Source organism: Psychromonas arctica (assembly GCF_036697365.1).
GTDB classification, from domain to species: Bacteria; Pseudomonadota; Gammaproteobacteria; order Enterobacterales; family Psychromonadaceae; genus Psychromonas; species Psychromonas arctica_A.
Genome location: NZ_JBAHZA010000002.1, coordinates 202,430 through 216,815, shown reverse-complemented (window position 1 = coordinate 216,815; position 14,386 = coordinate 202,430). Strand labels below are relative to the sequence as shown.

At 35.9% G+C, this 14,386-nt stretch carries 10 protein-coding genes and 1 other RNA gene; 8 read left to right on the top strand and 3 right to left on the bottom strand.

Annotated features, from left to right (window positions below; genetic code table 11):
* Nucleotides 1–31: 31 nt before the first annotated feature.
* Nucleotides 32–718, bottom strand: a complete 687-nt coding sequence (locus tag V5290_RS03040; protein ID WP_333381762.1) for a HAMP domain-containing sensor histidine kinase — start codon at nt 716–718, stop codon at nt 32–34.
* Nucleotides 719–975: 257 nt separating this feature from the next.
* Here V5290_RS03040 and cysB point away from each other — a divergent pair, with 257 nt between their 5' ends.
* Nucleotides 976–1,944: an HTH-type transcriptional regulator CysB gene (gene cysB, locus V5290_RS03035; protein WP_290038060.1), complete on the top strand. Its 969-nt coding sequence runs from the start codon at nt 976–978 to the stop codon at nt 1,942–1,944.
* Nucleotides 1,945–2,044: 100 nt separating this feature from the next.
* Here the strand turns inward: cysB and pabB are convergent, their stop codons facing one another.
* Nucleotides 2,045–3,466 (bottom strand): aminodeoxychorismate synthase component I, encoded by a 1,422-nt coding sequence (gene pabB / locus V5290_RS03030; protein WP_333381757.1) that lies wholly within the window; start codon nt 3,464–3,466, stop codon nt 2,045–2,047.
* Between the two features lie 105 nt (nt 3,467–3,571).
* Between pabB and V5290_RS03025 the strand changes: the two genes are divergently transcribed.
* The 5 genes from V5290_RS03025 (at nt 3,572) to V5290_RS03005 (ending at nt 9,372) form a co-directional block, all read left to right on the top strand.
* Nucleotides 3,572–5,113, top strand: coding sequence for a fumarate hydratase (locus tag V5290_RS03025; RefSeq protein ID WP_333381754.1), 1,542 nt, complete (start codon nt 3,572–3,574; stop codon nt 5,111–5,113).
* Between the two features lie 84 nt (nt 5,114–5,197).
* Nucleotides 5,198–6,388: an amino acid aminotransferase gene (locus V5290_RS03020; RefSeq protein ID WP_333381751.1), complete on the top strand. Its 1,191-nt coding sequence runs from the start codon at nt 5,198–5,200 to the stop codon at nt 6,386–6,388.
* A 219-nt stretch (nt 6,389–6,607) separates the two neighbouring features.
* The gene (gene pssA, locus V5290_RS03015) at nt 6,608–7,957 is read left to right on the top strand and encodes a CDP-diacylglycerol--serine O-phosphatidyltransferase (RefSeq protein WP_333381748.1); all 1,350 of its coding nucleotides are present in this window, start codon (nt 6,608–6,610) and stop codon (nt 7,955–7,957) included.
* Nucleotides 7,958–8,273: 316 nt separating this feature from the next.
* An RNA gene (gene ffs, locus V5290_RS03010) (signal recognition particle sRNA small type) lies at nt 8,274–8,369 on the top strand.
* A 40-nt stretch (nt 8,370–8,409) separates the two neighbouring features.
* The gene (locus V5290_RS03005; protein ID WP_333381746.1) at nt 8,410–9,372 is read left to right on the top strand and encodes a lauroyl-Kdo(2)-lipid IV(A) myristoyltransferase; all 963 of its coding nucleotides are present in this window, start codon (nt 8,410–8,412) and stop codon (nt 9,370–9,372) included.
* A gap of 58 nt (nt 9,373–9,430) precedes the next feature.
* Here the strand turns inward: V5290_RS03005 and V5290_RS03000 are convergent, their stop codons facing one another.
* Nucleotides 9,431–10,165: a YciK family oxidoreductase gene (locus V5290_RS03000; protein ID WP_333381743.1), complete on the bottom strand. Its 735-nt coding sequence runs from the start codon at nt 10,163–10,165 to the stop codon at nt 9,431–9,433.
* A 123-nt stretch (nt 10,166–10,288) separates the two neighbouring features.
* On the opposite strand from V5290_RS03000, the gene sohB reads away from it, so the two are divergent.
* A complete protein-coding gene (gene sohB, locus V5290_RS02995) occupies nt 10,289–11,338 on the top strand; it encodes a protease SohB (protein WP_333381740.1) in 1,050 nt (349 codons plus the stop codon).
* 185 nt (nt 11,339–11,523) lie between these two features.
* A complete protein-coding gene (gene topA / locus V5290_RS02990) occupies nt 11,524–14,184 on the top strand; it encodes a type I DNA topoisomerase (protein ID WP_333381737.1) in 2,661 nt (886 codons plus the stop codon).
* The last annotated feature ends 202 nt before the right edge of the window (nt 14,185–14,386 follow it).

Here is a 14,386-nt window from a genome sequence, read left to right as displayed (position 1 = left end):
CGCAGGGCTTAAACTCACCATGCCATTAAAATTAAGGTAACTTTAAAGTGAATATACTGCCACTTTTTTCAGATTTATTGGTTAATGTAATATAACCAGATAGTGCTTTAAGTTTATGAGATTCAGCAATTTTTTTAGCAAAAAGTAAACCCAATCCACTTCGTCCTTTATTTGCATTAAATGTAGCAATTTTATCATCATTTACATTTAACATATAATGCGGGTAACCATCACCATCATCTTCTATTTCAAATACTAAATAGGGATCTTGTTGGTATGCAGTAATCGTGACTTCACTTTTAGCATGACGTAAAGCATTAATTAAAATATCACTTAATAAGTAACTAATTAAATCAACATCATAATAGCCGTATAAATTATTTTCAACTTTAACACCTAACTTGATGTGATGACTGTTCAAATATAAACGATTACGCTCTAATATATCTGTTAATAATTCATTAACTGAGTTTTCTTCAATTAATATGGGTAATTGTTTTCTCTCCTCTCGATATAGTGCTAATAGTTGCATTAATGTACTGTTAATACGTGAAGTTTGGTAATGTAAGTTAGATACTGATTTATGTTGTGGAGTCGTTAAATTATCAGCTAAGTCTAAATCTTCAATAGATTGTAGCACCATTGCCAGTGAATTTTTCATATCATGGATACTAGTCGCTAATATAGTACTGAAATCAAGTTGATCACTATTTTTCATTGTTTCTCCATTAACGTAGGTCTTACCTACCTATTCTAATTATAAAAAGTGCGAAGTTGTAAGTATTAGTTTTCACTTCTATCTTTTAAAAATAGTTGAATATTTATTGTTTTGTATCATCTTAAAGAAGATTTACTCATTTTCTTTAGTTTTATACAGGTATAGTAGGGCTAGGTAAAAGTATGACTTTGTTAATTTTTGAAGTCTGATAGAATAAAATGGAATAAGCCTTAACCTAAAAATAAGCTGATAACATTATGAAATTGCAACAATTACGTTACATTGTAGAAGTACTCAATCATAACCTAAATGTATCTGCCACAGCCGAGAATCTTTTTACCTCTCAGCCAGGCATTAGTAAGCAGGTTAGAATGCTGGAAGATGAGCTAGGCATTCAAATTTTTGAGCGTAGTGGTAAACACTTAACTAAAGTGACGCCAGCAGGGCAAGAAATAATACGTTACTCAACTGAAATATTGGGTAAAGTTGAAAGTATTAAAGCGGTTGCCAATCAGTATACAATGCCGGATCAAGGTAAGCTAAATATTGCCACGACTCATACACAAGCCCGATATGCTTTACCTGAAGTCATTAATGGTTTTATTAAACGTTACCCTAAAGTGTCTTTACATATGCACCAAGGCACACCAACGCAAATAAGTGAATCCGTAGTGAAAGGTAAAACAGATTTTGCCATTGCTACCGAGGCTCTACATTTGTATCAAGATTTGATTATGCTGCCTTGCTATCACTGGAATCGTTCTGTGATTGTACCTAAAGACCATCCTTTAGCGAAAATAGAGAAATTATCCATTGATGATATTGCTGAGCATCCTATTGTTACTTACATTTTTGGCTTTACCGGTCGCTCTGAATTAGATGAAGCATTCAATGCAGCTGGTTATAAACCAAATGTTGTGTTTACTGCAACAGACGCTGATGTTATCAAAACTTATGTTCGCCTTGGGTTAGGTGTTGGTGTTATTGCAACTATGGCTATTAATGAAGACGATGATTTTTGCGTGTTAGATGCAAGTCATATATTTAAGTCTAGTTTAACCAGCATCGGATTTAGAAAGGGGTCTTTCTTACGTGATTACATGTATGATTTTATGGTTCGCTTTGCTCCTCATTTAACACGTCCTTTAGTGGAAAAAGCGATTCAACTTAAGTACACAGCGGAAGTGAATAAATTATTTGAAGATATAGAATTGCCTACTAGGTAAACTATAAATATGCTGTAAAATCTTCACTGAATTCGATTTAAAAAAACCAACTGAGAGTTGGTTTTTTTGTATTTATAATTGTAGTCAACAAAGCAGTTTATTATTGGTTTAAATCTGCTAGTAGGGGCAAAATCTTACTAACTTTATCAAAACATTCTTTGTATTCACTCTGAGCATTCGAGTCCGCTACAATACCGCCGCCAGCCCAACAATAAATCTTTTGTTGATGACAAACTAAGGTACGAATTGCAATACTACTATCCATATCACCGTTACCATTAATATAAGCAATACTGCCGCAGTAAATATGACGTTGGAATTTTTCTAGCTCGCATATCACTTCCATTGAACGAATCTTTGGAGCACCTGTAATAGAGCCGCCAGGGAAACAGACTCTGAGTAAATCCTCTGTAGAGTATTGTTCTGCTAATTTTCCAGTGACCGTGCTTACGAGGTGATGAACTGCTGGAAAGCTTTCAATATCAAATAGCTTAGGTACTGCAACGCTACCAGCTTCACAGACTCGCCCAATATCATTACGCAATAGATCAACAATCATTAAGTTTTCTGCTTGATCTTTTTCTGAGCTCATTAAATGTTGTTTGTTTGCTAAATCTTCATTGGGATTTATGCTTCTTGGCATAGTCCCTTTTATAGGTTTAGTTTGAATTATTTGATTTTTTAATAATAGGAAACGCTCTGGAGAGACAGAAATAATCGTTTGTTCTGGCAACACAAAAAACGCAGCAAAAGGGGGCTTATTATGAGATAGCAATGCTTGATAAGCTTGATACTCATTACCCTGATAAGCTGCTTGAAAACGTTGCGCTAAATTAACCTGGTAACAATCTCCGCTAAGTATATATTCTTGGACTTGATTGAATGCGCTTTTATATTCATTTTCAGAGGTATCTGTTTGCCATGCACCGGTCAATTTAAAATCTTGAATAGTTTCTTTACTTGATTCTAATAAGTTATTTAACCAGCTAAAACGCTTTTCCCATAAAGCGTTAACATCTTCGCTTCGAAGTTTACTGCGGTGTTGCATTAAATAATATTGATCTTCGCATACATTATGCAGAATGGCCCAATCGTAAAAGCCACATTGGAATGATTCTAACGATAAACCAGGGTTTTGAGATGATTTATGTAACGATTCAAATAACTCTCCCATTTCGTAGCCATAAGCTGCTATCGCTCCTCCATGAAATGGAAATTGGTTATCAGTTTCTGGGGTGAAATGAGATTCTCGAACAGATTTTTGAGCAATTAAAGGATCTTTATCCATTGTTTGATATGTATTTAATAAACAATTATGAAATAAAGTGCCATCACTGGACTCGGTTAATGTGGCGATAGGGGATCCAGTGAAAATAGACCAATTACTATCAACATGATCAACACTGCCTGACTCTAAAAAAACAGTCCACTGCATAGAAGATAACTTGCTCTTAATGATATTGATTATCTTTACAGGAAAAGATAGTGGTTTTATTACGGTATTATCTGATATATAAGTCATTTTTTCGTATTTAGGCAACATTTTTGTAACAAAAAATTAGGCGATTGAAGCCAATAATATTACCATTATTTTCATAAACTGTTTACTAATTACTGGGAGCGACTGATGACAGTCATTAAAGAGCTTGATTTCATTAATAGTGTAAAAAATTCATTACAATTCATTTCTTATTACCATCCCCTCGATTTTATTCAAGCAATGGACAAAGCATATCAAGCAGAACAAAATCCTGCTGCAAAAGATGCTATTGCGCAAATTCTTATTAACTCTCGTATGTCAGCGGAAGGTAAGCGACCGATATGTCAAGATACTGGTATTGTGACAGTTTTTGTAAAAATTGGTATGAAGGTTACATTTGACACAGAATTAACAGTGCAAGAACTGGTTGATGAAGGTGTTCGTCAAGCTTACAACGAACAAACTAACCCTTTACGCGCTTCAATCGTAGCAGACCCAGCTGGTGCCCGTAAAAACACTAAAGACAATACTCCTTCTGTTGTACATGTTGAAATGGTTAACGGAGATAAAGTTGAAGTCATGGTTGCCGCAAAAGGCGGCGGTTCAGAAAATAAATCGAAAATGGCGATGTTAAACCCATCAGATTCAATTGAAGATTGGATTGAAAAAACCGTCCCGACTATGGGAGCTGGTTGGTGTCCACCAGGTATGTTAGGTATAGGTATTGGCGGTACTGCTGAAAAAGCCGCTGTAATGGCTAAAGAGTCGTTAATGGAACCTGTCGACATCTTTGAATTGGAAGAAAAAGCGAAAGCCGACCCAGATTCGTTAGATACTGATGAAAAACTCCGTTTAGAAATTTATAAACGTGTTAATAATTTAGGTATCGGGGCACAAGGGCTAGGTGGTTTAACAACTGTTTTAGATATTAAAATTAAAAGTTGCCCAACTCATGCTGCATCTAAACCTGTTGTTATGATTCCAAATTGTGCTGCTACACGTCATGCTCACTTTACTTTAGATGGGTCAGGTGAAGCTTACCTTACGCCACCATCTTTAGATCAATGGCCTGAAATTACACGTGAAGTTGGTGAAAATGTTAAACGTGTTAATGTTAATGATTTAACTAAAGCAGATATGAGCGATTGGAAAAGCGGCGATACATTATTATTAACTGGTAAAATATTAACTGGCCGTGATGCTGCACATAAACGTATTAATGAATTAATCACTAGTGGTAAAGGTTTACCTGAAGGCGTTGACTTTAAAGGCCGCTTTATCTATTACGTTGGGCCTGTTGATGCTGTACGTGATGAAGTGGTTGGGCCTGCAGGTCCAACAACTGCAACGCGTATGGATAAATTTACCGATTTTATGTTAGAGGAAACTGGTTTATTGGGCATGATTGGTAAATCTGAACGTGGTCAGCAAACAGTAGACTCTATTGCTAAACATAATTCGGTCTACTTAATGGCTGTTGGTGGAGCTGCTTACCTTGTTGCTAAAGCTATTAAAAAATCTCGTGTTGTTGCTTTTGCTGATTTAGGAATGGAAGCAATTTACGAATTTGATGTTGAAGATATGCCAGTTACTGTTGCTGTTGATAGCCAAGGAAATAACGTTCATGAACAGGGTCCTGCGATTTGGAAGGCTAAAATTGCTGAAATAGACAGCAAAATGTCACAATAGTTATTAAATTGATTGCTTGATCAAGTAAGGATGGTATAAAAGCAATCAAGTTAACTATTTTTCAATATCAACAAAGGAATAAGTATGTTTGAACAAGTGAGTATGGCACCTGCAGATCCTATCTTAGGCTTAACAGATGCATTCAAAAAAGATAGTCGTGAAGATAAAATCAACCTAGGCGTTGGTATTTACAAAAATGAAATGGGTCAAACGCCTATTTTAGCGACTGTTAAAGAAGCTGAAAAACGTTTACTCGCTGAAGAAACTACCAAAAGCTACCTAACCATCGAAGGTATTGCTGCTTACGGTGAAGCTGTTCAAACATTACTTTTCGGTAAAAATGCTGAAATCATCTCTTCAAAACGTGCTCGTACAGCACAAGTACCTGGTGGTACTGGTGCATTACGTACAGGCGCTGACTTTGCTGTTCAAAAGTTAGGTATCAAGAAAATTTGGGTGAGTAATCCAACTTGGGCTAACCACGGTAATGTTTTCAAAACTTCTGGCCTAGAAGTAGTGACTTATGATTACTACAACGCGGAAACTAAAGACCTTGATTTTGATGCAATGATTGCTTCACTTCAATCTGTTGAAGCTGGTGATATGGTGTTATTCCACGGTTGTTGTCATAACCCAACAGGGATCGACCCAACTCCAGCTCAATGGGAAATTTTAGCTAAACTAATTGCTGAGTTAGGTGCTATCCCATTCTTCGATTTCGCATACCAAGGCTTTGGTAACGGTGTAGAAGAAGATGCTCAAGGTTTGCGTGTATTTGCTGAACATAACAAAGAGTTATTAATTGCTAACTCTTTCTCTAAAAACTTCGGTTTGTACAATGAACGTGTTGGTGGTATCACCTTAGTTGCTGAAGACTCTGAGATTGCTGAATCTGCTTTTAGTCAAATCAAAGCGGGCATTCGTTCTAACTACTCTAACCCGCCATCACATGGTGCTGCAATCGTAACAACTATTCTTAATGATGCTGTTCTGTATGAACAATGGGTTCAAGAAGTTGCAGATATGCGTAATCGTATTCAAGAGATGCGTGATCTGTTTGTAGCGACATTGAAAGAGAAAGGGGTTGAAGGTGACTTTAGCTTTATTAGTCGTCAATTAGGTATGTTTTCTTTCTCTGGCTTAACCGTTGAGCAAGTAAATCGTTTAAAAGAAGAGTATGCTGTTTATATCGTCGGTTCTGGTCGAATTTCTGTAGCTGGTATGACTAAAAATAATATGCAACCTTTATGTGATGCATTAGCTAAAGTTATTTAATATCCAATTAAATAGATGAATATTTAAGCCTTAATGAGTGATCATTAAGGTTTAATTATATTCATTACATTAACTTTAATTACTTTGTTAAAGTTAATCTAATTGATATATAACTAAGCCTATATCTGACTATACATTGTATTTATTAACGGTTTACTATGATCATCGTGGCATGTTAAAACAATGTGATTAGAGAATAGTAAAACCTGATAGAGAGCTATGAGTAAAAAAATTAATCAAAGTCTTTCATTTTTAACAAAATTGAAAAAATTACCTGTTTCAGCAAGCGACATTAAATGTTTGCTAACAACAGAAGCATTTAAAGCTGAATTATTTTCACAAATAAACAATGCAACTCGTCGTATCTACATAGCAGCTTTATATCTTGAAGCTGATCAAGCAGGTGAAGAAGTCCTAGCTGCACTTTACCAAGCCAAACAAAACCACCCAGACTTAGATATAACCGTATGTATCGATTTCCATCGCGCACAACGTGGTCTCATCGGGGCTGCAAAAGGTGGAGACACTAATACTACTTGGTATCAGAAGATGGCGGAGATCAATGGTCAAGGTGTAAAAATAGTCGGTCTACCGGTAAAGCGTAAAGAATTGTTCGGTGTTCAGCATTTAAAAGGTTTTATATTTGATGATCTAGTATTTTATAGTGGTGCAAGTATTAATAATATCTATCTGCACCAAGAAGCACGCTATCGTTTTGACCGATACTGGTTAATTAAAGATAAAGCGTTAGCTGACAGTATGGTGGATTATCTAAAACAAGTTATTGTTAATAGTGAGGCCGTTGTTCAATTAAATGCCCCTTATGTACCACGCTTTAATGAACTAAAAAAAGAACATAAGAATTTAAGCAGAAATTTAAAGTTATCAGGGTATCATTTTGATCCTGAAAAGACTGATTGTGTTGCCATTAGACCGCTCACAGGAATAGGAACAAAGAAAAATTTATTAAATAAAGTGATACGTGCTATTTTTCACTCTACTGAGCAAGAATTAATTTTGTTCACTCCTTACTTTAATTTGCCCACAGCTTTATCTCGCGATATTTCTACACTTTTAAAGCGTAAAGTGAAAATAACCATAGTGGTAGGGGATAAAACGGCTAACGATTTTTATATACCAGAAGATAAGCCTTTTAAAACTATCGCGGCTTTACCTTATTTGTATGAACTTAACCTGCGTAATTTTGCTAAAAAGCATCATACTTCCATATTACAAGGCAATTTAAAATTACACTTGTGGAAACATGACTCCAATAGCTTCCATTTAAAAGGCATTTATTCTGATCAACGTTTTTCTTTGTTAACTGGTCATAATCTAAACCCTAGAGCGTGGCGTTTAGATCTTGAAAATGGTTTGTTAATCGATGATCCGAAAAAACAATTAAGTGATAAGATACATACTGAATTAGAAAATATTCTTACGCACACTCGATTAATTGAAAGTTATCAAGATATCGATGATATAGCGACTTATCCTGATAAAGTTAAGCAGCTAATTTCTCGATTAAAACGTGTAAAAGCTGATCGAATCATTAAAAGAATTATTTAGTTTTATGTTTTTAAATAATAACTTCCCACATTAAAATATTAATTTGAGATGATTATATTTTTTGCTGATTTTTAGCATTATGATTATCTCAATTTACTCATATGTTTCTTCTTGTATAGATTTACCTTTTCACTCTCATAAGTATAAATCTTGCTTTAAGCATTTTGAATAGTGTGCTTTTTAATCACCTAATCAAAAAGTGTCGACTATTTAAGCGCTTAGATATAAAATAGCTAATTATCTATTGAATTATATCGGGGCTTACGTATAATTCGTCACATCAAGTCAAGGCTTGATGCAGTGACAATGGTAGGCCTCTTGGTTTCTCGCATTGATAACTTATTAACCTGGTCAGAGCCGGAAGGCAGCAGCCATAGTAGGTGATTCAAGTGCCGAGAGTTTGCTGGGAGGTCTGCCACCCAATCACTTAAGCCCCTGTAAAAGCTTTCATTATGACGCAATACACTTCCCAATTTGATACATCACTTAAAGCAAAGCACTTTCTTCCAAAATATTGGGGAACTTGGAGTTTACTCGCGTTATTATTTGTATGTAGTTATATACCTGTAAGCATTCGTGATCGCTTCGCTTCTTGGTGTGCTGATAAACTTTATCCTGCAAAATTCTTACAAAAACGTAAAAATATTGCTTTTACAAACATTGGGTTGTGTTTTCCAGATTATTCGGATTCAGATAAAGATGCTTTAATGCAGAAGAACTTTCGTTCAATGGCACAAATAGCATTATCTCTGGGTGAAATAGCATTCCGTAGCCAATCATTTCTTCATAAACGTATTAATTTTATTGGCGAACACTTTGTAAAAGAAGCAGAACAATCTGGCAATGCAATTATATTCTTAGCTCCTCACTGTTACGGTATTGATTTCGCTGGAGTAGCTGCAATCTCAGCAAGAGGCTATCCTCTATCAAGCATGTTTAAAGATTACAAAAACCCAATCTTTGATTGGTTTGTTACTAATTATAGAACTCGATTCAGTCGTTTGCATGAAAAAGGCGCCTTATATCATCGTAGTGAAGGCTTAAAACCTTGCATTAAAAGTTTACGTGATAAAGCACATTTCTATTATTTACCTGATGAAGATCATGGTCGTGAAAGTAGTGTTTTTTCACCATTTTTTGCTACAGAAAAGGCCACGCTGCCTGTCATTGGACGTTTGGCCAAGTTAGGGAAAGCAGTGGTCATTCCGACTTACACCTCTTACAATGCCAAGACAGGTAAGATTGACGTTATCTGCCATTCTCCCTTGAGCAATATTCCTAGTGGTTGTGAGCAACAAGATACTGATCTAATGAATCAGGCCATTGAACGTGTTATTGCTGAAAATAAAGCGCAGTATATGTGGACATTAAAGTTACTCAAGACAAGGCCTGAAGAGGGTGTGAAAATTTATTAGTAGGTTTATTTATTGGTGAATCATATTCTTTATATTCACCAATAATATATATTAATATTTATTGAGCGTTAAAACGCTGTCCAGTTACTTCTAAGCTATCATCACCTAAAAGGTAAAGATACGTATCTAAAATCTCTTCTGGAGTCTTTAAACGGTTTGTATCTTCCTCAGGATAAGCGCTTGCACGCATCGATGTTCTTGTTCCACCAGGGTTTACCGCATTGAACCGCATCGACGATTTATTATATTCATCAGCAATTACTTGCATCATACCTTCAGTAGCAAATTTCGATACACTATAAGTTCCCCATAAAGCTCTTCCTTTATGACCTACACTCGACGTTGTAAAAATGGTACTAGCATTGTCAGCCTGTTGTAATAGAGGCAACAACTGCTTGGTTAGCAGAAAGGCTGCATTCACATTGGTTTGCATAACCTCGTGCCAAGTTTCGGTTTCAATTTCAGTAAATTTGCAAAGCTTGCCAAGTTGGCTAGCGTTATGGACTAAACCATCTAAATAACCGTATTCACTTTTTATGTGCTCGGCTAAATTAACATAATGCTCTTCAGTGGCACCATTAAGGTCTAACTGTATTGGTTCGGCAGATTGTTTATTTAATAATGCAATTTGTTGAGCTACAGAATCTAATTTACTTAACGTTCGGCCTAATAAAATGACTTTAGCGCCTAAGCTTGCACATTTTATAGCTAAAGCCTTACCAATACCGTCACCTGCGCCTGTAATAAGAATCGTTTTATTATTTAATAAGTTAGTAGGGGAGCTGTAGTTCATTACCGTTTCTCTCTTTACAAAAACGAGATCATATCGTTTTTTTAAAAAAAAGGCTTAAACTCTTTTGTAGGTTGGGACATTTTTTGTCATTATGAGCGAATTATTTTATAACGAGGAGTTATTTTGGAATATTTAATGCAGTATGGGCTATTTTTAGCTAAAGCAGTAACCTTTGTAATCACTATAGTTGCAATTTTGATTGCTGTGATCGCTCTAACTAGTAAGCAGAAAGCTAAAAAAGGGGAATTGGAACTGACTGATCTATCTGAACAGATTAAAGATACAAAAAAATCTATTTCAGAGCAATTATTAAGCCCTGCACAACTTAAAGCAAAACACAAAGAAGATAAAAAGTTACAAAAAGAAAAAAACAAAAAAGATAAAGCTGAAGCTAAATCTACTGCCAATGTCGAGACTGAATCTCAACTTTATGTTATTGACTTTAAAGGCAGTATTGATGCTAAAGAAGTGTCATCATTACGTGAAGAAATTACCGCAATTATTAGTGTTGCTACTGAGAAAGATGAAGTATTCGTCCGTTTAGAGAGTGGTGGTGGTATGGTACATGGTTATGGTTTAGCCGCATCACAATTACAACGTTTAAAAGATAATAATATTCCTTTGACTATTTCTGTTGATAAAGTCGCAGCAAGTGGCGGGTATATGATGGCATGTGTTGCCAACAAGGTAATTGCAGCACCGTTTTCAATCATTGGTTCGATTGGTGTTATTGCACAAATTCCAAACTTTAATAAAGTATTAAAAAAGCATGATGTTGAATTTGAACAACTAACAGCTGGCCAATATAAACGAACATTAACTATGTTTGGTGAAAACGATGATTTAGGTCGTGAAAAGTTCAAACAAGAGCTCGAGGAGACTCATCAATTATTCAAACACTTTGTTAGTGAGCATCGCCCACAATTGGACATTGATAAAGTAGCAACCGGTGAGCACTGGTATGGTACACAAGCTTTTGATTTGCAATTAATTGACAAAGTTCAAACAAGCGACGATTATTTATTAGAGCAATTTAAAGATAAACATATAGTACAAGTACGTTACCAAAAAAGTAAAAAACTTGCTGAAAAGATCGGCAAAAGTGTAGCATCTTCTGTACAAACAAGTTTAATGACGATTATGCAAACTAATATTTCAAGAATGTTTAAGTAACGTTTTGATTAAAAATATGTTAAAAAGCCGACTATTATTCAAGTCGGCTTTTTATTACCTATATTTTAAAAATATAAAAAATAGGTTGCTATTCGTCAAAACTTTGGATTATATAAAAAAGAGAAACTCAACGGACGAGTTAACATTCTTTCTAACATAGACTATATATTAGGTATCAAAGCAATATGAGCAAATCTCTGGTTATCGTGGAATCACCTGCCAAAGCAAAAACAATCAATAAATATTTAGGTAAAGATTTTATTGTTAAATCGAGTGTTGGACATGTTCGTGACCTACCAACAAGTGGTAGTGCGAAAAAATCAATCGATGCAAAAAAGAAAAAATCTTTAGCTGGTTTAACCCCTGCTCAAAAAGCGAAAGAAACAGCAAAACGCACACAAGCTGCATTAGTGACAAGAATGGGGATAGACCCAAAAAACAATTGGGCTGCTAACTACGAAATCCTACCGGGTAAAGAAAAAGTAGTTGATGAATTAAAGAAGTTAGCCGTTGATGCACCTACTATCTATCTCGCAACCGATTTGGATAGAGAAGGGGAAGCTATTGCATGGCACCTGAAAGAGATCTTAGGTGGCGATGATGATAAATACCAACGTGTTGTATTTAATGAGATTACAGAATCTGCCATTCAAGAAGCGTTTAAACACCCAACAGAACTTAATGTTGATGGCGTTAATGCACAACAAACACGTCGATTCTTAGACCGCTTAGTTGGTTTTATGGTATCTCCTTTATTATGGAAAAAGGTTGCCAGAGGATTATCAGCAGGTCGTGTGCAGTCAGTAGCAGTAAAATTATTGGTTGAGCGTGAGCGTTTGATCAAAGCATTTAATCCGGTTGAATACTGGGATTTACATGCTCAAACCGTTGCACAAGATAAAACTGAATTACGTTTAGAGGTTTATAAATTCAATGATAAAACCTTTGCACCAGTAAATGAACAAGAAACACAAGTTGCTGTTGATGCTTTGAAACAAGAAACTTTCTTACTCGAAGCTCGTGAAGATAAGCCGACTAAAAGTAAACCCAGTGCTCCGTTTATTACATCAACGCTGCAACAAGCTGCAAGTACTCGCTTAGGTTTTGGTGTTAAAAAAACCATGATGTTAGCGCAACGTTTGTATGAAGCGGGTTACATCACATATATGCGTACCGACTCTACTAACTTAAGTAAAGATGCCGTTGCTTCAGCACGCGATTTCATCACTAAAGAGTTTGGTGAAAATTATTTACCTGAAGTAGCTGTGTCTTATAGTAGTAAGGCTGGTGCGCAGGAAGCCCATGAAGCGATACGTCCATCAGATGTGTTGCAACGTGCCGAATTGATTGATGTCACAGATAAAGATGCAAAACGCTTATATGAGCTTATATGGCGTCAATTTTTAGCATGTCAGATGCTACCTGCATTATATGATTCATCTACTCTGGTCATCGCTGCTGGTAATTATAAATTACGTGCTAAAGGGCGCACGTTACGATTTGCTGGTTGGACAAAAGCACAACCTGTAACGAAGAGTAAAGCTGATGAAATCCAACTACCTGATCTAGAAGTAGGTGAGGAAGTTAGTTTAGTTGAATTAGACCCACAACAACACTTTACCAAGCCACCTGCACGCTTTACTGAAGCTGCATTAGTTAAAGAATTAGAGAAGCAAGGTATTGGCCGACCATCAACGTACGCTAGTATTATTTCTACCATTCAAGATCGTGGTTATGTAAAAGTAGACAAACGTCGTTTCTTTGCAGTTAAAATGGGTGAAATTGTTACGGATCGCTTGTCTGAAAACTTTAATGATTTAATGAGTTATGATTTTACTGCTGCAATGGAAGAGAATCTCGATGCAATTGCAGAAGGTAAAGCTAATTGGCATAGTGAACTTGATCGTTTCTATAAAGATTTAACAACACAATTAGATAAAGCTGATTTACCGGAAGAAGAAGGGGGTATGCGCCTCAATGATCCGGTGATTATTGATGATGTAACTTGTCCAACTTGTGACCGTCCAATGGGTATTCGAACAGCGAGTACTGGCGTATTCCTAGGTTGTTCTGGTTATGCTTTGCCGCCTAAAGAACGTTGTAAAACGACAATCAACTTAGTTGACGGTGAAGAAGTCGAAGACATTCTAAGCTCTGAAGATCTGGAAACTGCAGCATTAATGGCCAAACATCGTTGTCCTAAATGTGACACCGCGATGGATAGCTACTTAATCGATGAAACTCGTAAGTTACACGTTTGTGGTAATAACCCTATCTGTGATGGACATATCGTAGAAAAAGGTGAGTTTAAAATTAAAGGCTATGATGGTCCCGTTGTTGAATGCGACAAATGTGGCTCTGATATGCAGCTTAAAGATGGTCGTTTTGGTAAGTACATGGATTGTACTAATGATGAATGTAAAAACACGCGTAAGATTTTACGTAGTGGTGAAGTTGCTCCGCCTAAAGAAGATCCAGTACATTTACCAGAGTTAGAGTGTGAACAAAGCGATGCTTACTTTATTTTACGAGATGGAGCTGCTGGTATATTTTTAGCTGCAAGTACTTTCCCTCGCTCACGTGAGACTCGCGCGCCTAAAGTTGCTGAACTTGCAAAATTTAGAGATAGAATTTCAGAAAAATTCTATTATCTAGCAGATGCACCACAACAAGATCCTGATGGCAACCTTGCAATTGTGCGTTATAGCCGTAAGAACAAAGAACAGTATGTGATGACGGAGATAGATAAAAAAGCAACGGGTTGGACAGCTAAGTATATCGATAACAAATGGGTAGAAGAGTTACCTAAAAAGAAAACCGCTAAAAAAACTAAAGCGAAAAAGTAGGTAATAAACTTAATTAAAAAATGGCAGCTCTCGCTGCCATTTTTGTGTTTAATGCCAAATAAAGGCAGCTAATTTTTATAGTTGAGTATAACTTCCATTGGTGGCTTTTTAAGCAACTAATACATTTCTTGATTCGTAACATAGGGTTGTTTGTTTAAATTTTTAAACATTTGTATATACTAGCGTTTTTTAAAAGGATGGT